General features: G+C 67.4%; 27 protein-coding genes and 1 riboswitch. Of the genes, 7 read left to right on the top strand and 20 right to left on the bottom strand.

What is annotated here, in order from left to right; genetic code table 11:
* Window positions 1-134 precede the first annotated feature (134 nt).
* Window positions 135-1,193 (bottom strand): putative urea ABC transporter substrate-binding protein, encoded by a 1,059-nt coding sequence (locus OH686_RS05785; RefSeq protein ID WP_289536772.1) that lies wholly within the window; start codon window positions 1,191-1,193, stop codon window positions 135-137.
* A gap of 53 nt (window positions 1,194-1,246) precedes the next feature.
* Window positions 1,247-1,347, bottom strand: a riboswitch (guanidine-I (ykkC/yxkD leader).
* 300 nt (window positions 1,348-1,647) lie between these two features.
* Between OH686_RS05785 and OH686_RS05780 the strand changes: the two genes are divergently transcribed.
* The gene (locus tag OH686_RS05780) at window positions 1,648-2,184 is read left to right on the top strand and encodes a hypothetical protein (RefSeq protein WP_289536771.1); all 537 of its coding nucleotides are present in this window, start codon (window positions 1,648-1,650) and stop codon (window positions 2,182-2,184) included.
* Between the two features lie 52 nt (window positions 2,185-2,236).
* On the opposite strand, the gene mmsB is transcribed toward OH686_RS05780, so the two are convergent.
* The 5 genes from mmsB to OH686_RS05755 form a co-directional block, all read right to left on the bottom strand.
* The gene (gene mmsB / locus OH686_RS05775; RefSeq protein ID WP_289536770.1) at window positions 2,237-3,121 is read right to left on the bottom strand and encodes a 3-hydroxyisobutyrate dehydrogenase; all 885 of its coding nucleotides are present in this window, start codon (window positions 3,119-3,121) and stop codon (window positions 2,237-2,239) included.
* A 204-nt stretch (window positions 3,122-3,325) separates the two neighbouring features.
* Window positions 3,326-4,429, bottom strand: coding sequence for an enoyl-CoA hydratase/isomerase DspII (dspII, locus tag OH686_RS05770; protein ID WP_289536769.1), 1,104 nt, complete (start codon window positions 4,427-4,429; stop codon window positions 3,326-3,328).
* 88 nt (window positions 4,430-4,517) lie between these two features.
* The gene (locus tag OH686_RS05765; RefSeq protein WP_289536767.1) at window positions 4,518-5,336 is read right to left on the bottom strand and encodes an enoyl-CoA hydratase; all 819 of its coding nucleotides are present in this window, start codon (window positions 5,334-5,336) and stop codon (window positions 4,518-4,520) included.
* 121 nt (window positions 5,337-5,457) lie between these two features.
* Window positions 5,458-6,621: an isobutyryl-CoA dehydrogenase gene (locus OH686_RS05760; protein ID WP_289536765.1), complete on the bottom strand. Its 1,164-nt coding sequence runs from the start codon at window positions 6,619-6,621 to the stop codon at window positions 5,458-5,460.
* A 60-nt stretch (window positions 6,622-6,681) separates the two neighbouring features.
* A complete protein-coding gene (locus tag OH686_RS05755; RefSeq protein WP_289536763.1) occupies window positions 6,682-8,193 on the bottom strand; it encodes a CoA-acylating methylmalonate-semialdehyde dehydrogenase in 1,512 nt (503 codons plus the stop codon).
* A gap of 129 nt (window positions 8,194-8,322) precedes the next feature.
* Here OH686_RS05755 and OH686_RS05750 point away from each other — a divergent pair, with 129 nt between their 5' ends.
* Window positions 8,323-9,228, top strand: coding sequence for a LysR family transcriptional regulator (locus tag OH686_RS05750; RefSeq protein WP_289536762.1), 906 nt, complete (start codon window positions 8,323-8,325; stop codon window positions 9,226-9,228).
* Between the two features lie 30 nt (window positions 9,229-9,258).
* Here OH686_RS05750 and OH686_RS05745 read toward each other — a convergent pair whose 3' ends face one another.
* Genes OH686_RS05745 through OH686_RS05730 form a run of 4 tightly spaced genes read right to left on the bottom strand, consistent with a single transcriptional unit; the run spans window position 9,259 to window position 10,785 of the window.
* The gene (locus OH686_RS05745) at window positions 9,259-9,537 is read right to left on the bottom strand and encodes a Rho-binding antiterminator (protein WP_289536760.1); all 279 of its coding nucleotides are present in this window, start codon (window positions 9,535-9,537) and stop codon (window positions 9,259-9,261) included.
* A gap of 13 nt (window positions 9,538-9,550) precedes the next feature.
* On the bottom strand, window positions 9,551-9,805 hold the full coding sequence (locus tag OH686_RS05740; RefSeq protein WP_289536759.1) for a DUF2024 family protein: 255 nt from the start codon (window positions 9,803-9,805) through the stop codon (window positions 9,551-9,553).
* A gap of 1 nt (window position 9,806) precedes the next feature.
* Complete coding sequence (locus OH686_RS05735; protein WP_289536757.1) at window positions 9,807-10,544, bottom strand: hypothetical protein; 738 nt, start codon at window positions 10,542-10,544, stop codon at window positions 9,807-9,809.
* A 10-nt stretch (window positions 10,545-10,554) separates the two neighbouring features.
* The gene (locus OH686_RS05730) at window positions 10,555-10,785 is read right to left on the bottom strand and encodes a thioredoxin domain-containing protein (protein ID WP_289536756.1); all 231 of its coding nucleotides are present in this window, start codon (window positions 10,783-10,785) and stop codon (window positions 10,555-10,557) included.
* 115 nt (window positions 10,786-10,900) lie between these two features.
* Between OH686_RS05730 and OH686_RS05725 the strand changes: the two genes are divergently transcribed.
* Window positions 10,901-11,464, top strand: a complete 564-nt coding sequence (locus tag OH686_RS05725) for a MarR family winged helix-turn-helix transcriptional regulator (RefSeq protein WP_289536755.1) — start codon at window positions 10,901-10,903, stop codon at window positions 11,462-11,464.
* On the opposite strand, the gene OH686_RS05720 is transcribed toward OH686_RS05725, so the two are convergent.
* Both OH686_RS05720 and OH686_RS05715 read right to left on the bottom strand, forming a co-directional pair.
* Entirely contained in the window at window positions 11,461-12,303 is an 843-nt protein-coding gene (locus tag OH686_RS05720; RefSeq protein ID WP_289536754.1) for an HDOD domain-containing protein, read from the bottom strand. The genes OH686_RS05725 and OH686_RS05720 overlap by 4 nt on opposite strands.
* An 82-nt stretch (window positions 12,304-12,385) precedes the next feature.
* Complete coding sequence (locus tag OH686_RS05715) at window positions 12,386-12,820, bottom strand: PaaI family thioesterase (RefSeq protein WP_289536753.1); 435 nt, start codon at window positions 12,818-12,820, stop codon at window positions 12,386-12,388.
* A gap of 231 nt (window positions 12,821-13,051) precedes the next feature.
* Between OH686_RS05715 and ung the strand changes: the two genes are divergently transcribed.
* A complete protein-coding gene (ung, locus tag OH686_RS05710) occupies window positions 13,052-13,750 on the top strand; it encodes a uracil-DNA glycosylase (protein ID WP_289536752.1) in 699 nt (232 codons plus the stop codon).
* Here ung and OH686_RS05705 read toward each other — a convergent pair.
* The 5 genes from OH686_RS05705 to OH686_RS05685 form a co-directional block, all read right to left on the bottom strand.
* Window positions 13,710-14,603: a DUF6279 family lipoprotein gene (locus OH686_RS05705; protein ID WP_289536751.1), complete on the bottom strand. Its 894-nt coding sequence runs from the start codon at window positions 14,601-14,603 to the stop codon at window positions 13,710-13,712. The two genes, ung and OH686_RS05705, sit on opposite strands and share 41 nt — an antisense overlap.
* Window positions 14,604-14,694: 91 nt before the next feature.
* On the bottom strand, window positions 14,695-15,780 hold the full coding sequence (locus tag OH686_RS05700) for an ABC transporter permease (protein ID WP_137974458.1): 1,086 nt from the start codon (window positions 15,778-15,780) through the stop codon (window positions 14,695-14,697).
* Window positions 15,777-16,715 carry an ABC transporter ATP-binding protein gene (locus OH686_RS05695; protein WP_289536748.1) on the bottom strand — a complete coding sequence of 313 codons (939 nt, stop codon included), beginning with the start codon at window positions 16,713-16,715 and terminating at the stop codon, window positions 15,777-15,779. Before OH686_RS05695 ends, OH686_RS05700 begins: the two co-directional genes overlap by 4 nt.
* Window positions 16,702-17,685 carry an HlyD family secretion protein gene (locus OH686_RS05690; RefSeq protein ID WP_289536747.1) on the bottom strand — a complete coding sequence of 328 codons (984 nt, stop codon included), beginning with the start codon at window positions 17,683-17,685 and terminating at the stop codon, window positions 16,702-16,704. The genes OH686_RS05695 and OH686_RS05690 overlap by 14 nt, the downstream gene beginning before the upstream one ends.
* Window position 17,686: 1 nt before the next feature.
* The gene (locus tag OH686_RS05685; RefSeq protein ID WP_289536745.1) at window positions 17,687-18,331 is read right to left on the bottom strand and encodes a TetR/AcrR family transcriptional regulator; all 645 of its coding nucleotides are present in this window, start codon (window positions 18,329-18,331) and stop codon (window positions 17,687-17,689) included.
* A 162-nt stretch (window positions 18,332-18,493) separates the two neighbouring features.
* On the opposite strand from OH686_RS05685, the gene OH686_RS05680 reads away from it, so the two are divergent.
* Genes OH686_RS05680 through OH686_RS05670 form a run of 3 tightly spaced genes read left to right on the top strand, consistent with a single transcriptional unit; the run spans window position 18,494 to window position 21,557 of the window.
* A complete protein-coding gene (locus OH686_RS05680) occupies window positions 18,494-20,482 on the top strand; it encodes an FUSC family protein (protein WP_289536744.1) in 1,989 nt (662 codons plus the stop codon).
* The gene (locus tag OH686_RS05675; RefSeq protein WP_289536743.1) at window positions 20,469-20,675 is read left to right on the top strand and encodes a DUF1656 domain-containing protein; all 207 of its coding nucleotides are present in this window, start codon (window positions 20,469-20,471) and stop codon (window positions 20,673-20,675) included. The genes OH686_RS05680 and OH686_RS05675 overlap by 14 nt, the downstream gene beginning before the upstream one ends.
* Window positions 20,676-20,696: 21 nt before the next feature.
* Window positions 20,697-21,557, top strand: a complete 861-nt coding sequence (locus tag OH686_RS05670; protein ID WP_289536742.1) for an efflux RND transporter periplasmic adaptor subunit — start codon at window positions 20,697-20,699, stop codon at window positions 21,555-21,557.
* Here OH686_RS05670 and OH686_RS05665 read toward each other — a convergent pair.
* The 3 genes from OH686_RS05665 to OH686_RS05655 all read right to left on the bottom strand — a co-directional run bounded on the left by OH686_RS05665 (window position 21,541) and on the right by OH686_RS05655 (window position 23,439).
* On the bottom strand, window positions 21,541-21,936 hold the full coding sequence (locus OH686_RS05665) for a hypothetical protein (protein WP_289536740.1): 396 nt from the start codon (window positions 21,934-21,936) through the stop codon (window positions 21,541-21,543). The genes OH686_RS05670 and OH686_RS05665 overlap by 17 nt on opposite strands.
* 76 nt (window positions 21,937-22,012) lie before the next feature.
* Window positions 22,013-22,483: a MaoC family dehydratase gene (locus OH686_RS05660; RefSeq protein ID WP_289536738.1), complete on the bottom strand. Its 471-nt coding sequence runs from the start codon at window positions 22,481-22,483 to the stop codon at window positions 22,013-22,015.
* On the bottom strand, window positions 22,480-23,439 hold the full coding sequence (locus tag OH686_RS05655; protein ID WP_289536737.1) for an alpha/beta hydrolase: 960 nt from the start codon (window positions 23,437-23,439) through the stop codon (window positions 22,480-22,482). The genes OH686_RS05660 and OH686_RS05655 overlap by 4 nt, the downstream gene beginning before the upstream one ends.
* Window positions 23,440-23,496 lie beyond the last annotated feature (57 nt).

The following is a 23,496-nucleotide window of genomic DNA, read 5'->3' as shown; positions in this document are numbered from 1 at the left end:
TCTGCATATCTGGGCTCAAGCGAACATCGTGCCAGTTGCGCCCTGTTGCGGATTTGCTGGTGCGCCGGCTGGCTTTGGTGCGATGGCGGCGAACATCGCGCACGAAAGCGGTGCGCGATGTTCGCTGTTGGTGCTTACAGCTGGTTGTCGGCGGCCAGCTGCATATAGGTCGGGTTGAAGCGCAGCATGATTTGCGCCTTGTTGCCCAGCACGCGGTCGTCGCCGAAGGAGATACCCAGGCGTTGCAGGCCCTTGCCCTCGCCGAGCAGTTGCTGGGCGTCGGCGAAGTTGGCCACGCGCTGCATCATGTCGGGCATCTTCTCGCCGCGAGCGAAGGCGGCTGCCGAGCGCGGTGCATAGAAGGAGCGAATGGTCTTCAGTTGCTCGTCGAAGTCTGCCGGAGTGGCGTCTGCCGCGCCGGCCATCTGCGCGCGTGCCGCCGCGCCGGCGGGGGTTGGCAGGCCCATCAGGCGCATGCCCTCGAACCAGGCCCCGGTCAGGGCGCGGCCCAGTTCCGGGTGTTGGGCCAGGGTCTGGCTGTTGATCACCAGCAGGTCGAGGATCTCGCCGGGCACGTGGCGCGAGCTGAACACCTGCACGCTGTCGCCGTCCTGGCGTAGGTCGGAGAGAATCGGGTTCCAGGTCACCACCGCGTCGCCTCGGCCGCTGCGCCAGGCCTGGGCCAGCTCCGTGTCCGAAACGTTCTCGATGGTCACGTCGGAGGGCTGCAGGTGCGCCCATTCCAGGGCGCGGCTGAGCAGGTAGTGGGACACCGAGTTTTCCACCAGCAGGATGGTCTTGCCCTTGAGGTCCTTCAGGTCCTTGCTGCCGCCGCGCAACAGGATGCCGTCGGCACCGGCGGAGAAGTCGCCGACGATCAGCGCGGTGCTGTCCAGCCCGGCCGCGGCGGGAATGGTCAGGGCATCCATGTTGGTCATGGCGCAGGCGTCGAACTGGTTGGCGGTGTACTGCTCGATGGAGGCGACGTAGTCCGGCACCTGCTGGACCTGGATCTCGATGCCGTACTTGTCCGCCCACTTGTCGATGATGCCCTGCTCGGCCATGTAGCCCCACAGCATCCAGCCGGCGTAGATCGACCAGCAGACCTTGAACGGGCGTTTCTCGGGGGCGGCGTGGGCGGGCTGCAGGAGCAGCAGGACGAGCAGCGAACAGGACAGCAGGCGAGTCAGCATGACAACCTCGGGACAATGGACGAAGACAGGATGGCGGCGGCCGCGTCGCGCGTTTCTCCCGGGCTTTTATCCCTCCGTGTGACCTCGAACGAGGTTGCCCACTCTCGGACCAGCCACTCACCTTTGGCGAGTCGGAACCCTAGTCGGCCATTACGTTGTCCAACTGCAGGCCCAAGCGGGCCGGCACATCCTGCACCCAGATTAATAGCGAATGGCGTGCCAGATCGCTCTATTTAGAGCGTTTCGTGATGAATATCGCAGGCTGACCGGACGCTGTTGTCGTTTGCGCGCCATGCTGGTGCGCCTGTGTTTCGGCGTGGTGCGAAATGCGCGGATACAACTTTCGGCAACAGCCGTCGCTGCACTTCGTACAGGCGCCGTGATCAAAGCCAGTGGGAGCAGTCCCGGGTGCCGGCAATCGCCGGCCCCTTCCCAGCGGTCGAAGGAGGCCGCCATGTCACGTCTAGCCCTTGTCCTTGCAGTGCTCGCTATAAGTCTCAGTGGTTGTGCCGTGTACGGCGACGATTACTACCGTCCCGGCTACAACGTGCAGTACTACGAAAGCTACCCGTCCCACCGCGTCTATTACTACGACGATGACCGCAACAACTACCGCTGGCATCGCGACCGCTACCAGGATCGCCGCCACTCGCACTACGCACCGGGATACGACGGCCGTTACCAGTGGCACGACGACCGTCGCCGCCACGACCGGCATGACGGCCACCGCGACCGGGATCGCCAGCGGGTGCATGGCTACCAGCCGCCGCGCAATGGCTGGGACCAACGCTACCGCGATCATGATCGGCGCGACCAGTCAGCCTGGCAGCGCCATGGCGGGCAGCGCTATGACGGCTACCCGCGCGACCGCGGCCAGGATCGTGACCGGCGCCATGAGCGTGATCGAGGGCGTGACCATGACCGCGATCGCAACCGCACTCGCCATTCCCAGCGTGGCGAAGGGACGAGCGGCTGGGGCCTTTCCAACTGAAAAACAGCGGCGGGCCTCAGGGCCCGCCGCTGTTCTATAACGGCCTCAGGATCTACTCGACGAACAGCTTCTGCACCGCCGAGAAGTCCAGCTTGCCGTCGCCCTGCTTGAGCAGCAGGCGGTACAGCTGCAGCGCCAGCGAGCCCATCGGCGTGCTGCTGCCGGTGGCCTGTGCTGCCTCCTGGGCCAGGCCCAGATCCTTGGTCATCAGCTCGGCCATGAAGCCGCCGCTATAGCCCTTGGACGCCGGCACGTTGTCCATCACACCGGGCCAGGGGTTGTACTTCTCCAGGCTCCAGTTGCCGCCCGAGCTCTGCCGCATGATCTCGGCCAGTACGGCCGGGTCCAGGCCGCTGGCTACACCCAAGGCCATGGCCTCGGCGGTGCCGATCATGTGCACGGCGAGCAGCTGATTGTTGCACACCTTGGCCACCTGGCCGGCGCCATCGGGGCCTGCGTGGAAGATGTTCTTGCCCATGGCGGCGAGGATCGGCCGGGCCTTCTCCAGGTCTTCGGCTTTGCCGCCGACCATAAAGGTCAGGCTACCGGCCGCGGCGCCGGCGGTGCCGCCGGAGACCGGTGCATCGAGCAGGGCGATGCCCTTGGCCGTTGCCGCGGCGTGAACCTTGCGCGCCGAGTCCGGGGCGATGGTCGAGCATTCCAGCACCAGGGCGCCGGGGGCGATCTTTTCCAGCAGGCCATCGGCGCCCAGGTACAGGCCTTCCACATGGCGGCTGGCGGGCAGCATGCTGACCACCACGGTGGCGCCCTTGACCGCGTCGGCGGCGCTGGTCGCCGGTTGCGCGCCTTCCTGCACCAGGGTGGCGACCGACTCCTGGACCAGGTCGAAGGCGCACACGGCGAAGCCGTTCATCAGCAGGTTGCGGGCCATGGGCAGGCCCATGTGGCCGAGGCCGATAAAGGCGATCTGGGTCATTGTTGTTGTTCTCCTTGGTGGCCAGTGATTTCCCTCTCCTGCGGGAGAGGGGCAAGGGGTGAGGGGTTGACGGGCCACTTGCGGTCCGCTCCCTCACCACGGCCCTCTCCCAGGAGGAGAGGCAGAGTTACAGTGCCTAGCCCGGATGCAATCCGGAGCGCGTTTCGGATTTCTCCCGGATTTCATCCGGACTACAGCTCGTTGTTACAGATCCGCCAGCGGATGCGCGCCTTCCCAGACCGGCTCGAAGTGCGCGGCGATCACCGCCGGCGGGATGGTGGCCGGGTCGGGCCAATGCCATTTCGGCGTCTGGTCCTTGTCGATCAGACGGGCACGCACGCCTTCCGGGAATTCCGGGTGGCGGCAGCAGTTCAGGCTCATGGCGTATTCCATGCGGAACACTTCGGCCAGCGACAGGTGGCGGGCGCGGCGGATCTGCTCCCAGACCAGGTGCGCGGTCAGCGGGCAGCCGGCGGCCAGGGTCTTGGCGGCGCGGGCCAGTGGCAGGTCGTCATCGCCATGTAGGGCGGTGATGGCGTGCCAGGCGGCGGGCAGGTCGGCCAGGTCGAGCAGGGCGTCGATGCGCGCGCGGCGTGGCAGCCACTGGGCCTCCGGCAGTTGCGAGCGGGACTCCTGCTCCAGGGCACGGAGCAGGCTGTTGAGCTGCTCGGCGGACTGCTCGCGCCAGTTCATCTGCACCAGGCCCTCGATCAGCACGTCCTGCTGGTCGTCACGCAGGAAGCGGTCGGCCAGGTCCAGGTCCAGGGCGTCGCGGGCGTTGATGCTGGCGGCGGTGAGGCCGAGGAACAGGCCGAGCTTGCCCGGCAGACGGGCGAGGAACCAGCTGCCGCCGACGTCGGGATACAGGCCGATATTGATCTCCGGCATGCCCAGGCGGCTGCTCGGGGTGACGATGCGGATGGCCGCGCCCTGCATCAGGCCCATGCCACCGCCCAGCACATGGCCGTGGGCCCAGCAGATCAGCGGCTTCGGGTAGGTGTGGATGCGGTGGTCGAGGCGGTATTCGTCGGCGAAGAAGCGCCGAGCCAGCGGGGGAACCTCGCCGGGGTGCTCGCGGCACTGCTGCACCAGCTGTACCACGTCGCCACCGGCGCAGAAGGCCTTGGGCCCGTTGCCGCGCAGCAGCACGCAGGCGATGCCGTCATCCTCGGCCCACTGCTTCAGCTTGGCATCCAGCGCCTCGATCATCGGCAGGGTCAGGGCATTGAGGCTCTTCTCCGCGTCCAGGCTGGCGATGCCGATGCGGTAGCCGTGCAGGGCGGGGCGTTCTTCGAAGGTCATGTTCATCGTTGCTGTCCGTTCGCGTAGGGCGGTTGCAGTTCGCGGCTCTGGTCGGTAGCCAATACGCGGGCTGCAGCTGTCCTACGGCAGTTCGTCACTTGTTGCGCCAGTGGGCGTCGCGTTTTTCCAGGAAGGCGTTGACGCCTTCGCGGGTGTCGTCGGCATCGAACAGGTCGACGAAGCGCTCGCGCTCCTCGCTCAGCCAGGTGTTCGGGCCGCGTTCGCGGGCACCCTGGATCAGCGGCTTGATGGTGCGCACCGCCACCGGGCTCTGCCGCGCCACCTTCGCCGCCAGCAGCAGGGCGGTGCCGCGGGCCTCGCCGCTGTCCACCACCTGCTCGACCAGGCCGATGCGCAGGGCGGTCTCGGCGTCGATGCGCTCGCCGCAGAGGATCATGCGCTTGGCCCAGCCTTCGCCCACCAGCCAGGGCAGGTTCTGCGTGCCGCCGGCGCAGGGCAGCAGGCCGACGGTGGCCTCAGGCAGGGCCAGCTGGGATTGGCGCTCGGCGATGCGGATGTCGCAGGCCAGGGCGCATTCCAGGCCGCCGCCCATGGCGTAGCCGTTGATCGCGGCGATGGACACGCCACGGAAGTCGCGCAGGGTCTCGAAGGCCTCGCCGAAGCGTCGTGCCATCTCGCGGGCGCGGGCCTTGTCGCCGTCGGCGAACAGGTTGAGGTCGGCGCCGGCGCTGAAGAACTTGCTGCCCTGGCCTGTCACCACCAGGGCGTAGATATCGTCGTCGCGATTGAGGTGCTCGACCACCTGCTTGAGGCCGATCAGCGAGTCGCGGTCCCAGGTGTTGGCCGGCGGATGGTTGATGGTGATCAGCGCGGTGTGGCCGTGCTTCTCCACCGTCAGCTTGTGGGTCAGGTCGAACATGCCGGGGTTGTAGGGTTCGATGGCAGTGGTCATAACGGTCCTCGTCGGATTACTCCCCTCTTTATGGAGGGGCGGTGAGGGTGCACAAGGCGACTCCGCGTCACCCGCCAGCCCCTCACCCTAACCCTCTCCCGGCGGGAGAGGGGACTAAAAGCTACAGCAGGCGATCGAGCATGCCGCCCTGGTCCAGCAGGCGGCGGGCGATGATTACCCGCATGATCTCGTTGGTGCCTTCCAGTATCTGGTGTACCCGGCTGTCGCGCACCCAGCGCTCCAGCGGATAGTCGTTGAGATAACCGTAGCCCCCATGGAGTTGCAGGGCATCGTTGCACAGGGTGAAGCAGTGGTCGGTGGCGAAGCGCTTGGCCATGGCGCAGTACAGCGCGGCCTCGGCGTGGCCGTGGTCGAGCTTGTGCGCGGCCAGGCGCACCATCTGCCGGCTGGCGGTCAGGTCGGTGAGCATATCGGCCAGCTTGAACTGCAGGGCCTGGAACTCGGCCAGCGCCTTGCCGAACTGCTTGCGTTCCTCCACGTAGCGCAGGCTCTGCTCCAGCGCCGCCTGGGCCGCGCCCAGCGAGCAGCTGGCGATGTTCAGGCGGCCACCGTCCAGGCCCTTCATGGCGTAGACGAAGCCCTGGCCCTCGGGGCCGATGCGGTTGCCGGCGGGGATGCGCACGCCCTCGAAGGTGATGGTGCGGGTCGGCTGGGCCTTCCAGCCCATCTTGTCCTCGTTGCGCCCGTACTTCACGCCCTCGGCATTGGCCGGCACCAGGAAGCAGGAGATGCCCTTGGCGCCGTCCTCGCCGGTGCGCGCCATAACGATTAAGACATCCGTACTTCCAGCGCCGGAGATAAAGCACTTGCTGCCGTCCAGCACGTAGTCGTCGCCATCGCGGCGGGCGCGGCTGCGCAGGTGGGCGGCGTCGGAGCCGGCGTCCGGTTCGGTCAGGCAGTAGGAGGCCAGCAGGCGGCCCTCGGCCAGCCCCGGCAGCCAGGCATCCTTCAGCGCCTGGTCGGCGAAGCTGGCGAGCATCCAAGTGGCCATGTTGTGGATGGTGATGTAGGCCGTGGTGGCCACGCAGCCGGCGGCCAGCTGCTCGAAGATCAGCGAGCTGGTCAGGCGCGACAGGCCGAGGCCGCCGTCTTCTTCCTTCAGGTACAGGGCCAGGTAGCCCTGCTCGGCGGCGCGGCGGATCACTTCCACCGGGAAGTGGTGCTCACGGTCCCAGTCGGCGGCGTGCGGTGCCAGCTCCTTTGCCGCGAAGGCGCGGGCGCTGTCGACCAACAGGCGTTGTTCGTCGTCGAGTTCGAAATCCACTGCGGTTCCTCGCGCTGTTGTGCAAGCGATGCGGGGGAGACTGGCTCCCCCGTTCGCGCGTCACTTCAGGGTGATGGTGGTGTTGACCTGGCCGACTTCGTCCTCGTCCAGCCAGCGCTGGGTGACGGTCTTGGTCTGGGTGTAGAACAGCACCACCTGCTTGCCGTAGGGGCCCAGGTCGCCGAGCTTGGAGCCGCGCGAGCCGCTGAAGGAGAACAGCGGCACCGGCACCGGGATCGGTACGTTGATGCCGACCTGGCCGACGTCGATCTCTTCCTGGAAGTGCCGGGCGGCGGCGCCGGAGCGGGTGAAGATGGCGGTGCCGTTGCCGTTCGGGTTGGCGTTGATGATTTCGATGGCCTCGTCCAGGGTCGCGGCGTGCATTACGCACAGAGCCGGGCCGAAGATTTCCTCCTGGTACACGCTCATCGCCGCGGTCACGCCGGAGAAAATGGTCGGGCCGACGAAGTTGCCGTTCTCGTACCCTGGCACCTGCGGATTGCGGCCGTCCAGTTCGAGCCTGGCGCCTTCGCCGACGCCCTTGGCGATCAGCCCGCCGACGCGGTCGAGGGCGGCGCAGGACACCACCGGGCCGACGTCGGTGCCCGGCTCGGCGCCGGCGCCGATCTTCAGGGTCTTGGCCTTTTCCACCAGCTCGGGCAGCCACTGTTGCGCCTCGCCGACCAGGATCACCACCGACAGGGCCATGCAGCGCTGGCCGGCGGCACCGAAGGCGGCGCCGACCAGGTTGTTGAGGGTCTGCTGGCGCGGTGCGTCGGGCATGACGATGGCGTGGTTCTTCGCCCCCATCATGCACTGGGCGCGTTTGCCGTTGGCGGTGGCGCGGTTGTAGACGTGGGTGCCGACCTTGGTCGAACCGACGAAGGACACGGCCTTGATATCCGGGTGATCGCAGAGCAGGTTCACCGCCTCGGCGCCGCCGTGGATCACGTTGAGCACGCCGGCCGGAATGCCGGCCTCGATGGCCAGCTCGACCAGGCGCATGGTCACCATCGGGTCCTGCTCGGATGGCTTGAGGACGAAGGTGTTGCCGCAGGCGATGGCCATGGGGAACATCCACAGCGGGATCATCGCCGGGAAGTTGAACGGGGTGATGCCGGCGCACACGCCCAGCGGTTGCTGCAGGGTGTAGGTATCGACGCCGGCGGCCACGTTGTTGGCCAGCTCGCCCATCTGCAGGTTGCCGATATTGGCGGCGTGCTCGACCACTTCCAGGCCGCGGAACACGTCGCCCTCGGCGTCGGCCAGGGTCTTGCCCTGCTCGGCGGTGAGGATGGCGGCCAGCTCCTTGATGTTGTCGCGGATCAGCTGCTGGTACTTGAGGAAGATGCGAGCGCGGGCGCCGATCGGCGTCTTGCGCCAGGTCTTGAAGGCGCCCTTGGCGGCGGCGATCGCGGCGTTCATCTCCTCGGGCGTGGCGAAGGGCACGCGGGCCAGCACTTGCTGGGTGGCCGGGTTGACCACGTCGCGCCACTGGCTGGTCTTGGATTCGACGAATTCGCCGCCGATCAGCAGTTTGATCGTGGGGACTGCGCTTGCTTGGGTTGTCATCGTGCGTTCCTGCCAAGTGCGGAAGGGCTCGGCGAGCCTGTTGCAGTCGATGCTAGCAGTGCATTTTTGCCAGTGGCAACGGGGTTATTTGCAAGTGTATTCTGCGTTTTTGCACAGTGGGGCATCGCTTTGGACTGGGACAACCTGCGTTATTTCCTCGAACTGTCCCGCGGCGGCAAGCTCACCGTCGCCGCCCGCCGCCTGGGTGTCGACCACACCACGGTGGCGCGGCGCATCCAGGCGCTGGAGAAGAGCCTGGAAACCCAGCTGTTCCTGCGCAGCGCCACCGGCTACAGCCTGACCGAGGCCGGGCGCAACCTGCTGCCCCAGGCGGAAACCATGGAAAGTGCCTTCAGCGGCATCGAGCGGGCGCGGCAGACACCCAAGGAGGGCCTGTCCGGCCTGGTGCGCATCGGTGTCACCGAGGGTTATGGCGCGATGATGCTGGCGCCACAGCTGGCCGAGCTGATCCACCGCCATCCCAACCTGGGTATCGACCTGCTGGCGGCGCCGCGCATGCTGCAGCTGTCGCGCCGCGAGGCGGACATCGTCATCACCCTGGACCGGCCCGAGCGCGGCCCGTTCATCATCACCAAGCTGACCGATTACTGCCTGCGCCTGTACGCCTCGCCGGACTACCTGGCCCGGCATGCGCCGATCCACAGTCGCGAAGACCTGCGCGAGCACGGCTTCGTCAGCTATATCGATGATCTGCTGTACAGCAAGGAGCTGCTCTACCTGGACGAGCTCGGCAAGCCCAACCACGTGCCGCTGCGCAGCACCAGCATCCTCATCCAGCAACAGGCGGCTGCCGCCGGTGCCGGCATCGCCATCCTGCCGTCCTTCGCCGCCGACGCCGATCCACGCCTGCAGCGGGTCTTGGGTGAGGAGGTGAAGTTCACCCGCACCTTCTGGATGCTGATGCCAACCGAACTCAAGGGCATCGCGCGGATGCAGGCCACCTGGAACTTCCTGCGTGAGATGGCGCAGACCAGCAGGGCGGTGATGATGGGGGAGGAAGTCCTGCGCACATGAAGCTGCGGCGCCAATGGCGCCGCAGCATGTTCAGATCGAGCAGACCATCCCGGCCAGTTCGACCCGGCCAAAACTGGCGCCGGGGTCGAGCGGGGTGATGGCCAGCAGTTGGTCGAGACGCACCTCCTGCTTGCCTTCTTCGGTCTGCAGCACGAGGAATTCTTCCTTGCTTGGGGCCGTGCGCGTATCCAGCGCCCTGGCCACGAAGCTAGGACCCTCGACCAGCTCGACCTGCAGGCGGTAGCCGTGCATGCAAGCGATCTCCAGAAAGTCGTGCAGATCGCAGTTCAGGGGCTGATACGTGTTCATGACCTTAGTCTCCTTAGCAACCCTGCAACGGGATGATGAAGTAGCCCTGCTGGGCGATGGCCGCGGCCACCTCGGGGTGGGCCGGTTCGCTGTGGCAGAACTGGCAGCGGCTCTGCGACACGTCCGCATCCTCCACGCCGCGGCTGGCGAGCCATTCGCGAGCGTAGCGGGTGGCCAGGTCCTGGTCGTTGCCTTCGATGAGCACGTCGAAGTGTAGGTAGCCGCCGTCGACCGTGCGCACGTGGGTGTCGAACACTTTCACGTTCATCTTATTTCTCCTCTTTCCAGGTGGCCGGCAGCGACAGATCGCCGGAAGCCACGTCCCATACGCTTGAGACGCACAGCAGCGGGTTGTGCAGGTCGGCGTTGACCTGCAGGGCGGCGGTCACGCCGTCGTAGTTGAAGCTCTGCGGGAAGCCGACGGCGGCCAGCGGTACGCGGATGCGCGCGGCATCGTCCTGCACGCTCAGGTCATAGCCGGGCGAGTCGATGTAGATCGGTGCGCCGGGCCAGGTGGCTGGCAACTTGGGTTTGGCCCCCTCGGGGATGTCGCGCACCTTGAGGCCGGAGGGGCCGCAGCTGGCGTCCTTGGTCAGTACCACCCAGTGGGAGTGCCAGAGGCCGCCGTCGTTGTCCTGCTTGCCGTCGCCGTTCTCGTCGAGCTGCGGGGTGTCGTCGAAGTCCGGGTGCGAGGTCAGCGCCAGGGCGAGGATGCCCGAGCCCTGTTCGAAACCGACGCTGCCGGCGTCCAGGCTGGTCGGCCAAACGTAGCTGTACACCTCGGCGGCGGCGAAGCTGCCCTTGGCGGCAGGCACGCGGCTACCGGCCTTGCCGTCGACCAGTTGTTCGAACACCAGGTCACTGCCGTCCTTGAAAACGCGGGTGTGGACCAGGTCGAAGGCGGCGTCGACCTTGGCGGTCTTTTCGCTGTGGATACCGCCCGGACCATGGGCCCAGGCCTGGCTGGCGAGGAGCGCGGTGAGCGCGAGAGCGAAGGGGGCTTTCATGGTCGGCTCCTTATTTGAGGTCGTCGAGGGAGGCGCCGAAGTTCAGGTGCAGTACCTGGCCATCGACCAGCAGCGCGGGCACCGACTTGACGCCGGCCTGTTCGGCTTCGGCGACGCGCTGCTTTTGGTCGCCGAGATGGACGACCTCGACCTTCACTTGCGGGTCCAGCAGGTTGAGCAGGGTCTGTTCGGCCGAGACGCAAACGGGGCAGCCGGCGTGGTAGAAGCGTGCGTGGGTCATGTCGAGTCTCCTTCTGGGCGAATGGTATCGATTCGATACTTATGCGAAGGCTACTCCCGTTCCGCTCTTTGTCAATATGGTTTTTAGTCGATACTATGTTCGACAGGAGTGATATATGACCGGCACAACTCTCTTCGATCTGCTCGAACGGCTGACCAGCCTGATGCGCATGTGGAATCGCCAGCACCCGCTGCTGGCGGAGCTGCAGCCGATCCAGGTCAGTGCGTTGATCTATCTGGCGCGCTGCAACCGCTACTCGAACACGCCGCTGGCGGTGACCGAGTATCTGGGGCTGACCAAGGGCACGGTGTCGCAGTCGCTCAAGGCGCTGGAGGCCAAGGGACTGATCGAGAAGGTGCAGGACCCGCATGATCGGCGCAGCGTGCACCTGCAGCTGACCGCACCGGCCCGTGAGCTGCTGGCTGCCGTCGCGCCGCCGCAGTTCCTGGTGGCGGCGCTGGAGCAGATGGGCGAGCGTGCACAGGCGCTGGAGGAGTTGTTCGGCGATCTGCTACGGCAGATCCAGCGCAGCGAGGACGTGGCGGGTTTCGGCCTGTGCCGCACCTGTCGCTTCCACCAGCAGCGCGACGGTGTGCCGTTCTGCGGCCTGACCCAGGAGCCGCTGACGGCGCCCGAGGTCGAGCTGATCTGCCGCGAGCACCAGCCGCTGGCCGCCTAGGCGCCTTTGCCGCCGAGCAGCTTGAACCAGAAACGCACGGGCTCGCCGATGTTGTCGCGCAGCTGCGCCGGGCTCAGTGCATCGGCGCCCTGGCCGACCAGCTGTTGCCAGGCCGGCAGCTGGACCATCAGTTCGTCATCGCCGGAGGCCAGGCAGCGCGCGACCTGCACCACGTCGATCAGGTCGGCCGGGCGCGGGTGGTTGCGGTCCCACTGCGCGCGCAGGCGGGCGCATTCGATGAGCGGCTGCGGCAGCTTCCAGCTGGTCAGCACGATTACCCCGACGTCGGCCGACAGTTCGTCGCACAGCGCCAGCAGCTCCGCCTCCGCCGGCACCCTGCCGCACCAGCTCTGCACCCCGTTGATCACCGGCAGGCTGCCGATGTCCTGCACCAGCCCGGCGAGCATGGCGTCCTCCAGCGGCAGGCGCGTCAGCTCCTGCGACAGGCAAGCGCTGTAAGCCGCGCACCGCAGCGAGGCGTTCCAGCGCGCGCGGAACACCTTGAGCAGCACCGGGTCGTCCTGAGTGAACAGGTTGTGGATGGTGAACGTCAGCACCAGGTTGTTCAGGCGCTGCAGGCCCAGGCGCGAAATCACTTCCTGCAGGCTGATGCCCGGTCGGCTACCGCGCAGCAGGGGACTCTCGGCGAACTGCAGCAGGTAGGCGGCCAATGGCGGGTTGCTGTGCAGCAGGCGTGTCACCTGCTCCAGCGAGGCGCGCTCGGAGGCCAGCAGCTCGCGCAGGCGCAGCGAGGTCTCGGGCATCTGCGGGACCTTGGCGTTGCCTTTGAGGAAGTTGAAGAAGAGCGAGAATTTCAGGCCATCTGGATGCTCGTCCATGGGGCGGTCTCCGTCCGTTGTTTCACCCTCAAGCCTAGTGGGCATCTGCACCAGGCCAAGGGTGATCGGACGGACTGCGTGCTCAGACCCGGGCGATGGTCGCCAGGCCGGTGGCGATCAGTTTCTCAGCACCATCCTTCACGGCGAACACGTCGGCGCGGCACACCGCCTGGCGCTGGCCGGCCTTTAGCACTTCGCTGCGGCACACCAGACGCTCGCCGATGGCCGGGGCCAGCAGGTTGAGCTTGTACTCGCTGGTGACCACGTCGCCGACCATCGAGGCCGCGGCCCAGGCGCAGCCGCTGTCGACCATGAAGCCGACCACCGCACCGTGCATGTAGCCGTGGTGCTGGCATAGGTCCGGGCGGCTGGGCACCTGCAGGCTGACCCTGCCCGGCGCGAAGTCGAGCAATTCGGCGCCCAGCAGCTGGGCGAAGGTGGAATGCTGCAGCGCCTGCTCCAGGCGTTCGCGGCTGATGCCTGTTGCGGTCTCGGTTACGGTCTCGGTGGTGCTCATGGTCCGTGCTCCTCGGCAGTGGGAGCTTGCAGTCTTGGTCGGCTTGCGCGCGCTGGCCAAGTGCATCCACAGGCGTGATGGATGGATATCAGCAGGGCGGGTGAAACCCGCGAATCACTGCCGCGGGTTCCACCCGCCCTGCGTCGCGCTTCGGTTGAAGAGGCCCTCTGGCTTGACTTGCCCCGGTGCGTTCCCTAGCGTGCCGTTTTCGTTTTTCAGCAGGAAAGCCGCATGAGCGCCGACGACCGCATCAAACTCGAACCGGGCTGGAAGGAAGCCCTGCGCGAGGAGTTCGACAAGCCCTACATGCGCGAGCTGAGCGAGTTCCTGCGCGCCGAGAAGGCTGCCGGCAAGGTGATCTACCCGCCGGGGCCGATGATCTTCAATGCGCTGAATTCCACGCCGCTGGACCAGGTCAAGGTGGTGATCATCGGCCAGGACCCGTACCACGGACCGGGCCAGGCCCATGGCCTGTGCTTCTCGGTTCAGCCGGGCGTGCCGGCGCCGCCCTCGCTGGTGAACATCTTCAAGGAATTGAAGCGCGACCTGAATATCGACATCCCCGACCACGGCTATCTGCAGAGCTGGGCCGAGCAGGGTGTGCTGCTGCTCAACACCTCGCTGACCGTGCAGCAGGCCAGCGCCGGCTCGCACGCCGACAAGGGCTGGCAGCCGTTCACCGACAAGGTGATCGAGGTGGTCAATGCGCGGCCGGGCAACCTGGTGTTCCTGTTGTGGGGCGCGCACGCGCAGAGCAAGCAGAAGCTGATCGACAGCACTCGCCACCTGGTGCTGAAGTCGGCGCACCCGTCACCGCTGTCGGCCTATCGCGGCTTCCTCGGCAACGGCCACTTCAGCCGCACCAATAAGTACCTGGAGCAGTGCGGCCTCACTCCGATCGACTGGCGACTGCCTCCCCTGCAGGCGTAGCGCATTCCAGCCCGGCGATATCCTCGCGCAGGGCGCCCAGGCGCTCGCCGAGTTGCTGGCGCTGGGCCGGGCTGGCGCTGGCGATCAACTGGTCGAGCAGCTGCGCCAGGCTGCGCTCGCTATCGGCGAACGAGCGCCGGTAGTCCTCGCTCCAGTAGCTCTGGCGGTCACGCAGCAGCGCCTCGATGCGCTGCGGAAAATCGGCGCTGCGGCGGCCTTCCAGTTCCTGCAGCAGCGCGGCCTGCCAGCGCTCGCGGCTATCCAGCCACAGACGGTTCTGCTCGCCGCGTTGCTCGGCCCAGCTCTGCACCAGGGCCTTTTGCTGCTGGTTCAGCTCGCCGAGCCAGGGCTCCAGGCGTTCCTCGGTGGTCTCGCGGCGCTTGGCGACCTGCTTGGCCAGTGGCGGCTCGACGAACTCGCGGCGCAGCTTTTCGTTCTCCTTGGCCATCGACTGGCGCAACTGCTGCACCTGCTGCGGGCTGAGCTGTTGCAGCAGGCCGGCGGCGGTCGGGCTGATCTCGCTGGACACCGTGCCGAGGGAGTCGCGGAGGTCGCCGAAGCGGGCCATCAGGTGGGCGGCGTCCAGCTTGCCGGCGGCCAGGTCGGCACGGTCCTGGTCCAGCCAGCTGGCCAGCTGCGGCAACTGGGTGCTGCAGTGCCAGGCCAGGTGCTGGTCTAGGCGCGGCTTGAGCCAGGCCTTCTGTTCGGCGTTGAGGTCTAGATAGCTGTCGATACGCCAGGTCAGCAACCAGTCGAGGTTGCGGTAGGCCAGGTCGAGGCGGCTGCAGGCGGTCAGCAGGGTGATGCCGGCCAGCAGCACGAGCAGGGGCAGGGCAGAGAGTCTTCGTCGCATGGCAGGCCTCGTCTTGATTAGCCTGGGCCGAGCATAGTGCGTGCGGATGGCCGCAACATGACGACGACACATCCGCTAAAAAACTTGGGCCTCAGTCCAGGCGTTTGTGGATGCGCGATACCGCCAGGCCCAGCAGAGCCGCGCAGAACACTATTAGGATCAGCATCTCCAGCCACAGTTCAAGCAACCCAGCCTCGCGCAGCATGATGCCGCGCGACAGGCGCAGGTAGTGGGTCAGCGGCATCAGCTCGGCGATCCACTGCGCCACCTTGGGCATGCCGGCGAAGGGGAACATGAAGCCGGACAGCAGGATCTGCGGCAGGAAGGTGAAGAAGGCCAGCTGCATGGCCTGGAACTGGGTGCTGGCCAGAGTGGATAGCCACACGCCGAGGGCCAGGCTGGCGATGATGAACAGCAGCGAGGCGCCGTACAGATCGAGCAGCGAGCCGCGCACCGGCACGGCGAACATCCAGTGGCTGACCACCAGGATCACCGAGACCTGGATCAGGCCGATGCCGACGAAGGGCAGGACCTTGCCGATGGTCAGCTCCCAGGGCGACACCGGCGTGGCGATCAGCAGCTCCAGGTTGCCGTGCTCGCGCTCCCGGACCAGGGCCACGGCGGTGAACATCACCATGGTCATGGTCAGGATTACCCCGAGTAGGCCGGGTACGGTGTTCAGCGGCGCCAGGCGTTCGGGGTTGTAGAAGTTGACTACCTCCACGCCCGGTACGCCGCTCCAGCCGGCGAGAGGAAAGGCCGCCAGCTGCCGGGCCGAGGCCTGTACGCTCTGGTCGGAGCCGTCCACCACCAGTTGCAGGGGCGCGCGGCTGGGGTCGTGGCGCTGCAGGCGCGCGTCGAAGTCGCGGGGTACCACCAGGGCGGCGCTGATCCGGCCCTGGCGCATCAGTTGGTCGATCTGCTGCGGGTTGTCCAGCCGGTACTTCACCTCGATCACCTGGCTGGAGGCGATCTCCGCCACCGCCTCGCGCGACTGCGCGGTGTTGGCCTGGTCCAGCACGGCGGCCTCGATGCCGCGCACGTCCATGTTGATGGCGTAGCCGAACAGCACCAGCTGCAGCAGCGGCACGCCGGCGATCATGACGAAGGTCAGCTTGTCGCGGCGCAGCTGGCGCAGCTCCTTGAGGACGACGGCGCCCATGCGACGCAGGTTCATGGCGTGGCCTCCAGCGGCTTGCGGGTGACGGCGACGAACACGTCTTCCAGGTTGGCCTCGCCGTCGCGCAGCTCGGCTTCGACGCCGGCGCGGCGCAGGGTGGCGGCGATGTCGTCGCGGGCGTTTTCGCTGGCGCAGAGCACGCGCAGGGTGGCGCCGATCTGCGCGCTGGCCAGCACTTCGCGGTGGCCGTGCAGGGCGCGCTGGGCCGCGCGCGGCTGGGCGCATTCGATCAGCAGCGGGTGGCCGGGCAGGGCGTCCATCAGCTCGCGCGGGCTGCCGTCGGCGACCAGGCGGCCGGCGTCCAGAATCCCCAGGCGGGTGCAGCGCTCGGCTTCGTCCATGTAGTGGGTGGACACCAGCAGGGTGGTGCCTTCCTCGGCCAGTTCGAACAGCGAGTCCCAGAATTCCCGGCGCGACTGTGGGTCGACTGCGCTGGTCGGTTCGTCGAGCAGCAGCAGGTCGGGCTTGTGCAGCACCGCGCCGGCCAGGGCCAGGCGCTGCTTCTGCCCGCCGCTCATGGTGCCGGCCAGCTGCTTGCGGCGGTCGGTGAGCCAGTAGCGTTCCAGCAGCTCGTCGATGCGCTGGCGGGTTTCGCGGCGGCCGATGCCTTGCACGGAGGCGAGGAATTCCAGGTTCTCCTGCACCGTCAGGTCTTCGTAGAGGGAGAACTTCTGGGTCATGTAGCCTATGCGCCGCTTCAGTTCCTCGGCGTCGCGGGGGATCTGGCAGCCGAGTACTTCCACCTCGCCCTCGCTGGGCTGGAGCAGGCCGCAGAGCATGCGGATGGTGGTGGACTTGCCGCAGCCGTTGGGGCCGAGGAAGCCGAACACCTCGGCGCGCGGTACGGAGAGGTCGAGGTGGTCGACCGCGGTGAGCTTGCCGAAGCGCTTGCTCAGGCCGCGGGCGCGGATCACCAGGTCACTGTCGTTCATCGCGCTCACCCGCAATGCGTTGCGCCTGCAGCGGCAGGCCGGCCGGCAGCTGGCGTGCGGCCTCGCCTTCGAACACGAGCTCTGCGCGGTACATCAGGCGGCTGGCGTCGTCGCCGGTGAGGGCGTAGTAGGGGGTGAAGCTGGCCTCGCTGCGGATGCTGCGCACCTTGGCGGAGAAGGGCTGCTCGATACCCTCGACATGGATGCGCATGGCATCGCCGACCTGCACCTGGGCGCGAATGCTGGCGGGGATAAATACCCGTGCATAGGGCGCCTCGCCGACCAGCAGGCTGACCAGTTCGGCACCGGCCGGCGGCTGGTCGCCGACCTTGAACGGCAGGGCGTCGATCACGCCGGCGCGGGGCGCGCGCAGGCTCAGGTGCTCGCGGCCGACTTCCAGCTGGGCCAGGTTGCCGCGAGCGGCATCCAGGGCGGCGCCGGCCTGTTCCAGCTGTTCCGGACGGGTGCCGTTGGTCAGCTCGCGCAACTGCGCCTCGGCGCTGCGGGTGGCGCCGCTGGCCTGGTCGCGGGCCGCGCGCGAGCGATCCAGCTCGGCGATCGCTACCTGCTTGCGCTGGTACAGCGCGGCGATGCGCTGGAAGTTGCGCTCGGCGTCGGTCAGCTCGGCGCGGTTGCGCGCCAGGGTGGCGCGGGCCGCGTCGATGGTCTCGCTGCGCGCGCCGTTGCTCAGTTCGGCCAGGCGCGCGGCGGCCTGGTCCACTTCGCCGCGGGCCTGGGCGATGCGCGCGTCCTGGCGGCGCGGGTCCAATTCCAGCAGGAGCTGGCCGGCCTCGACCCGATCACCCTCGGCGACCTTCCAGGCGAGGATGGTTTCCGAGGCTTCGGCGGGCACGCCCACGCGGTCCCATTCCAGGGTACCCAGCAACTGTTCGCCGGAGGAGTCGCAACCGGTGAGGCTGGTGACGAGCAGGCCGGTCAGCAGCAGGCCAGATAGCGGCAGACGGTACATCTCAGGGCTCCATGCCGCCCTTGAGCAGGGCGAGCGTGTGGGCGATCAGCGCGTCGTCGCCGATCTGCGGGTTGGCGAACACGCCACGCCAGATCGGCGCGGCCGCGTAGGGGAGAAGGGTGAGGCCGATCAGCGAGACCACCAGCAGGCGCGGATCGAGCTCGGGGTTGAGCGCGCCGCGGGCCTGGGCGGCGGCAAATTTCTGCGCCAGCAGCAGCGGCACCAGCGGGGCGACGCGGTCCATCAGGCGTTCGCGCAATACGCCGCCCTCGCAGAGGATCTCGCGCACCCACAGCTGGGAAATCCACGGGTGCTGGGCGACGTTGCGGCTCATGTCGCGGAGGAAGGCTTCCACCAGGGCCAGCGGGTCATCGCCGGCCTGCTGCAGGCCCTGGGCGGCGGTCATTACCAGCGGCAGGAAGCGTTCCTCGACCATGGCGTCGACCAGTCTGTCCTTGTTGCCGAAGTAGTAGTTGAGCAGGGCCGGAGTCACCCCGGCGTGCTCGGCGATGGCGCGCAGGCTGGTGGCCTGGATGCCCTGGTGGGAGAACAGGTCGGTGGCGACGTTCAGCAGCAGCTCGCGCTGCACCGTGGCATCGGCGGCGGGGCGCCCGGGGGCGCGTGGGGTTCTGGTCTGTTTGCTCATGGTGCTAATAATTAAATATCCGATTAATTAATTGCAAGCGCCGTTCGTCCATCGGGGGAGGTGGACGAATACTGATAGCTGGCTAATAATTAGATCTGGTTGTTTCGTCAGCTTCGTCGCAGCCATCTACCTTCTTCCCAAGTGCCTTATCCGGTAGTCCTCGTGCGCGATTCCCTCTCGGCCTTGCTTGCTCCTGATCTCGCCGCCCTGCAGTTCGCCTGCAAGACGCTGCTGAGTGGCGGTCTGGCGCTGTGGTGTGCCTTTCGCTTCGATCTCGACCAGCCGCAATGGGCGCTGATGACCGCGTTCATCGTCGCTCAGCCACTGGCCGGCATGGTGGTGCAGAAGGGCCTGGCGCGGCTGCTCGGCACCCTGATCGGCACGGCGCTGTCGGTGTTCTTCATGGGGCTGTTCGCCCAGGCGCCCTGGCTCTTCCTGCTGGTGATGGCCCTGTGGCTGGGCCTGTGCACGGCGGCCTCGACCCTGCTGCGCAGTGCCTGGGCCTATGCCTTCGTGCTGGCCGGCTACACGGTGGCGATCATCTGCCTGCCGATCACCGGCAAACCGCTACTGGTGTTCGACGAGGCGGTGGCGCGCTGCACCGAGATCTGCCTCGGCATCCTCTGCTCCATGGCGGTCAGCGCCGTGCTGTGGCCGCAGCGCGTGGAGCGCGTGGTGGTGCAACAGGCGCGCGCGGCCTGGCAGGGCGGGGCGCAGGCGGCGGCCGCCGCGCTGCAGGGCCGGGCCGCGGGGCGCCAGGGCTTGCTGGAGACGCTCGGGCGCATCGTCGCGGTGGATGCCCAGCGCGAGCACGCCTGGTTCGAGGGGCGGCTGGGTCGCCAGCGGGCCCGCGGCCTGCGCGCCCTGACTCGCGAGCTGCTCGGCCTGTTGCGTCTGGCCCGCGGCGTGGCGCGCCAGTGGCAGCAGCTGGACGAAACCGACGCCCACGCGCTGACACCGCTGCTGAACGAGGTCCAGACCCTGCTCGCCGAACCGGACATGGCGCGCCAGGAGGCGCTCTACCAGCGCCTGCTGGAGCAGTCCCGCGAAGCGTCCCAGCCTCTGGCGCGGCAGTACTGTCTCGGTCGCATGGCGGTGCTGGTGCGACAGCTGTCGCGGGCCCAGGCGACGCTGGAGGCGGTGGTGCGTGGCGAGGCTCCACAGGGCGCGCCGCCGCCCCTGTCCTGGCACCGCGATGTGCAGACGGCCGCCGTCTACGGCCTGCGCAGCTGCCTAACGCTGCTGGTGCTGTCGGCCTTCTGGCTGGCCACCGGCTGGCCGGCCGCCAGCGGTGCGCTGCTGCTGGCCGCGGTGGTATGCAGCCTGTTCGCCAGCCGCGAGAACGCTGACCTGATCGGCATGGCCTTCCTGCGCGGGATCTTCTACGCGCTGCCGGTGGCCTTCTTCGTCGGCCAGATCCTGTTGCCGCAGTGGAACGGTTTTCCGCTGCTCTGCCTGGCTCTCGGCGTGCCGCTGTTCTTCGGTCTGCTGGCCATGTCGCGTCCGGCGCTGGCCGGCGCCGCGACGTCCTTCTGCCTGCACTTCATCGTGCTCTGCGCGCCGCGCAACGACATGGCCTACAACGTCGCCCTCTTCCTCAACGAGGCGCTGGCGATGCTGATCGGCGTCGGCTGCGCCGTGCTGGCGCTGCGCCTGATCGTGCTGCGCAATCCGGCGTGGCACGGTCGGCGTTTGCTCAAGGCGACGCTGGATGACCTGGCGCGGCTCTGCTCGCGCACCCTGGAGGGCGCCGAGAACTGGTTCGGCGGGCGCATGGCGGATCGCCTGCTGCAGCTGGCGCGCTTCTATCCGCAGCTGCCGGAAGGGGGGCGCAGCCGCTGGGACGACGGCATCGACAGCCTCGACCTGGGCGATGAGCTGCTGCACCTGCGCGCCTGCCTGGCCGCGGCAGCCGCTGCGCCGCGCCAGGCCGAGCGGCGCTTCTTCGACGAGGTGCAGGCACTGCTGCGGCGCGGCCCGGCACAGGCGCACGGCGGCGACCTGCAGGCGCCGGCAGATGCCCTGGCGCGAGCCCTGCACGACCAGTCGCCGGCCATCGAGTTGCGCCTGGCCGAGGCCGCACTGCTGCAACTGACCCACAGCTGGCGCCACTGGTGCGACCGGCAAGGAGAGTCCCATGGCGTTGAGTGAATTGACCCTGGGCGGCGTGCTGCTCAGCCCCATGCTGCTGTACGCGCTGCTGGCGCTGCTGCTGACCGGCGCACTGCGCCTGGGCCTGCAGCGCGCCGGCCTGGCGCGCTGGATCTGGCACGAGGCGCTGTTCGACTGCGCCCTCTATGTTTGTGTGCTGGCGGGGCTGATGGCCGTGCTGGCGACCTGGTAAGCAGGTTCTAAGGAGTTGGTGATGAATGCACTTCCCCGTGTGGCGGTGACCCTGGTGACGGTCCTATTGGCCCTGCTGGCCGGCTGGTGGCTGTGGCACTTCTACATGATCTCGCCCTGGACCCGCGACGCGCGGGTGCGCGCCGATGTGGTCACCATCGCGCCGGACGTGTCCGGGTGGGTGGTCGAGCTGAAGGTCCGGGACAACCAGGCGGTCAAGGCCGGTGACCTGCTGATGAGCATCGATCGCGAGCGCTACCAAGCGGCGCTGGACAAGGCCCGCGCCCTGGCCGAGACCCGTCGCCAGCAGCTCAACCTGCGTCAGCACGAGGCCTCGCGCCGCGCCCATCTGGGGCCCCAGGCGATCAGCGCAGAGCTACGCGAGAACGCCCAGATCAACGCCGAGATTGCCCGCGCCGAACTGCAGCAGGCCGAAGCCGAGGTCAAGCTGGCCGAGCTGAACCTCAGGCGCAGCGAGGTGCGCGCGCCGCGCGCCGGCCAGGTCACCAACCTGCACCTGGCCCAGGGCAACTACGTGCAGAGCGGCCAGGCGGTGATGGCGCTGGTGGCGGACGATTCCTTCTACGTGCAGGCCTACTTCGAGGAGACCAAGCTGCCGGGCATTCGTGTCGGCGCGCCGGCCGAAGTGGTCCTGATGAGCGGCGGCGAACCGCTGCAGGGCAAGGTACAGAGCATCAGTCGCGGCATCACCGACCGCAACGCCGCGCCGGACGCGCAACTGCTGGCCAATGTCGAGCCGACCTTCAACTGGGTACGCCTGGCCCAGCGCATCCCGGTGCGCATCGAGCTGGAGGAAGTGCCGAACGAGTTGCCGCTAAGTGCGGGGATGACGGCGAGCGTGCGGGTTATGGCGCAGGAGTAGGAGCGTCGTTCGCGTTGTCGGCTGAAGCTGGGGCGAGGAGTTCCAGCTTCTTCTTGCGATGGATCAGGCAGGCGGCAAAGTAGGCGAGGAAGATGCCAATAAAGCCCTGAATGGCCATGTTGAGATAGCCCATCTTGAGCAGTCGCTGGTACTCGGCACTCTTGATCAGCTCCAACATTGCCTGCTGTGTTTCTTCAGTCAGCTCTGGTGCTTTGGGTTTAAGCCCTTGGCGCTTTTCAAGGAGTTCTGCGTAAGGCTCGAGCAGTTTCCCCTTGAAGAACTCGTTGAGCATGCCCGAAGAGCAGGAGTGAATAACGGCCGCCACGACAAGAATCGTGGTGGTTGCCAGCTTACGAACACTCGGTTTCCAGAATTCCATTTCCAGCGATCTCTACAGTTCCATGTATGAAAAAAGCCAGCCGGGCTGGGGGCCCGCCTGGCTTTCAGGTCGAGCCTTAGCCAATCGTGACTTTCGGCATCTCCGGCATGGTCAGGGTCTGCTCGGCGCGTGGGGCCAGCACTTCGGCTTCGCCGTCCACCACCTGCTCCTGGTTCTGGTTGAACACGCGGGTGGCCAGGCGCACGCGGCCCTTGGGCAGTTTTTCCAGCACTTCCAGCTGCACGGTCAGGGTGTCGCCGAGTTTCACCGGGCGGGTGAACTTGAGCTGCTGGCCCAGGTAGATGGTGCCCGGGCCGGGCAACCGGCAGGCGATGGCGGCGCTGATCAGCGCGCCGCTGAACATGCCGTGGGCGATACGCTCCTTGAACATGGTTTCGGCGGCGAAGGCGGCGTCCAGGTGCACCGGGTTGTTGTCGCCGGAGACGGCGGCGAACAGCTGCACGTCGCGCTCTTCAACGGATTTCACCAGGCTGGCCTGCTGGCCGACTTCGAGGGCGTCGTAGGGGATGTTGGTGACCTGAGTCATACGGTTTCCTTGCTGGGAGTGGGGCACTGGCGGCTGCGGGCCAGGGTCCGCTCCAGCCAGCCGTGCAGGTAGTCGGTGACCTCGTCGCGGTTGCTCTCGTTGAGCAGCTCGTGGCGGGCCTCGGGGTAGATCTTCAGTTCCACATTGCTGAGGCCGGCGGTGCGCAGGGCGCCGGCCAGATCGCCGAGGCGCTTGCCTTCGCTGACCGGGTCGCGGTCGCCGCCGATCACCAGCAGCGGCAGGTCGCTGTCGATCTGCGCCAGGTTGCGTACCGGGGTGATCTGCTGGAAGCCGTCCATCAGATCGCACCACAGCTGGGTGGTACAGACGAAGCCGCACAGCGGGTCGGTCACGTACTTGTCGACCTCCGCCGGGTCGCGGCTGAGCCAGTCGAAGCCGGTGCGGTTGGGCTTGAAGGCCTTGTTGAACGAGCCGAAGGAGAGGAAGTCGATCAGCTTGCTGCGGCCCCGGGGTCCGAGGCGCCAGCGCTCGAAGCGGGCGATCAGGCTGGCGGCCTTGTACAGCGGCAGCGGCTGGTAGTTGGAGCCGGACAGGATGGCGCCCTGCAGGCTGCAGCTGTGCTGCATCAGGTAGGCCATGCCGATATAGCTGCCCATGCTGTGGCCGAGCAGCAGGATCGGCGCCTGCGGGTGCTGCTGGCGGATATGGTGGTTGAGGCTGGCGAGGTCGCCGACCACCTTGCTCCAGCCGTCCTGCTCGGCGTACAGGCCTAGCACGCCCTTCTCGGCGGTTACGCCGTGGCCGCGCTGGTCGAGGGCGTACACCTCGTAACCGTCGGCCACCAGGCGCTCGGCCAGGCGGGCGTAGCGCAGGGAGTGTTCGGCCATGCCGTGGGCGATCATCAGCACCGCCTTGGGCGGGGCATCGGCGTGCCAGTGGAGTACGTGCAGGGGGGTGCCGTCGCTGGCGCCGATCCAGAATGCTTGCTGGTGCATGGCGGTCCTTGTGCCCAGGGGAATCGCGGCATTGTGCATGGCTTGTTCGGCCAGGCA

This window comes from Pseudomonas sp. SO81, assembly GCF_030374125.1.
Classification (GTDB): Bacteria; Pseudomonadota; Gammaproteobacteria; order Pseudomonadales; family Pseudomonadaceae; genus Aquipseudomonas.
Note: the sequence above shows the minus strand (reverse complement) of the source record. Positions and strands in the feature narration are given on the sequence as shown.

Bases quoted from the DNA above. Each gene is read 5' to 3' on its own strand.
- OH686_RS05785 (WP_289536772.1), bottom strand. From the start codon at position 1,193: ATGCTGACTCGCCTGCTGTCCTGTTCGCTGCTCGTCCTGCTGCTCCTG.
- OH686_RS05780 (WP_289536771.1), top strand. From the start codon at position 1,648: ATGTCACGTCTAGCCCTTGTCCTTGCAGTGCTCGCTATAAGTCTCAGT.
- mmsB (WP_289536770.1), bottom strand. From the start codon at position 3,121: ATGACCCAGATCGCCTTTATCGGCCTCGGCCACATGGGCCTGCCCATG.
- dspII (WP_289536769.1), bottom strand. From the start codon at position 4,429: ATGAACATGACCTTCGAAGAACGCCCCGCCCTGCACGGCTACCGCATC.
- OH686_RS05765 (WP_289536767.1), bottom strand. From the start codon at position 5,336: ATGACCACTGCCATCGAACCCTACAACCCCGGCATGTTCGACCTGACC.
- OH686_RS05755 (WP_289536763.1), bottom strand. From the start codon at position 8,193: ATGACAACCCAAGCAAGCGCAGTCCCCACGATCAAACTGCTGATCGGC.
- OH686_RS05745 (WP_289536760.1), bottom strand. From the start codon at position 9,537: ATGAACACGTATCAGCCCCTGAACTGCGATCTGCACGACTTTCTGGAG.
- OH686_RS05740 (WP_289536759.1), bottom strand. From the start codon at position 9,805: ATGAACGTGAAAGTGTTCGACACCCACGTGCGCACGGTCGACGGCGGC.
- OH686_RS05735 (WP_289536757.1), bottom strand. From the start codon at position 10,544: ATGAAAGCCCCCTTCGCTCTCGCGCTCACCGCGCTCCTCGCCAGCCAG.
- OH686_RS05730 (WP_289536756.1), bottom strand. From the start codon at position 10,785: ATGACCCACGCACGCTTCTACCACGCCGGCTGCCCCGTTTGCGTCTCG.
- OH686_RS05725 (WP_289536755.1), top strand. From the start codon at position 10,901: ATGACCGGCACAACTCTCTTCGATCTGCTCGAACGGCTGACCAGCCTG.
- OH686_RS05720 (WP_289536754.1), bottom strand. From the start codon at position 12,303: ATGGACGAGCATCCAGATGGCCTGAAATTCTCGCTCTTCTTCAACTTC.
- OH686_RS05715 (WP_289536753.1), bottom strand. From the start codon at position 12,820: ATGAGCACCACCGAGACCGTAACCGAGACCGCAACAGGCATCAGCCGC.
- ung (WP_289536752.1), top strand. From the start codon at position 13,052: ATGAGCGCCGACGACCGCATCAAACTCGAACCGGGCTGGAAGGAAGCC.
- OH686_RS05705 (WP_289536751.1), bottom strand. From the start codon at position 14,603: ATGCGACGAAGACTCTCTGCCCTGCCCCTGCTCGTGCTGCTGGCCGGC.
- OH686_RS05700 (WP_137974458.1), bottom strand. From the start codon at position 15,780: ATGAACCTGCGTCGCATGGGCGCCGTCGTCCTCAAGGAGCTGCGCCAG.
- OH686_RS05695 (WP_289536748.1), bottom strand. From the start codon at position 16,715: ATGAACGACAGTGACCTGGTGATCCGCGCCCGCGGCCTGAGCAAGCGC.
- OH686_RS05690 (WP_289536747.1), bottom strand. From the start codon at position 17,685: ATGTACCGTCTGCCGCTATCTGGCCTGCTGCTGACCGGCCTGCTCGTC.
- OH686_RS05685 (WP_289536745.1), bottom strand. From the start codon at position 18,331: ATGAGCAAACAGACCAGAACCCCACGCGCCCCCGGGCGCCCCGCCGCC.
- OH686_RS05675 (WP_289536743.1), top strand. From the start codon at position 20,469: ATGGCGTTGAGTGAATTGACCCTGGGCGGCGTGCTGCTCAGCCCCATG.
- OH686_RS05670 (WP_289536742.1), top strand. From the start codon at position 20,697: ATGAATGCACTTCCCCGTGTGGCGGTGACCCTGGTGACGGTCCTATTG.
- OH686_RS05665 (WP_289536740.1), bottom strand. From the start codon at position 21,936: ATGGAATTCTGGAAACCGAGTGTTCGTAAGCTGGCAACCACCACGATT.
- OH686_RS05660 (WP_289536738.1), bottom strand. From the start codon at position 22,483: ATGACTCAGGTCACCAACATCCCCTACGACGCCCTCGAAGTCGGCCAG.
- OH686_RS05655 (WP_289536737.1), bottom strand. From the start codon at position 23,439: ATGCACCAGCAAGCATTCTGGATCGGCGCCAGCGACGGCACCCCCCTG.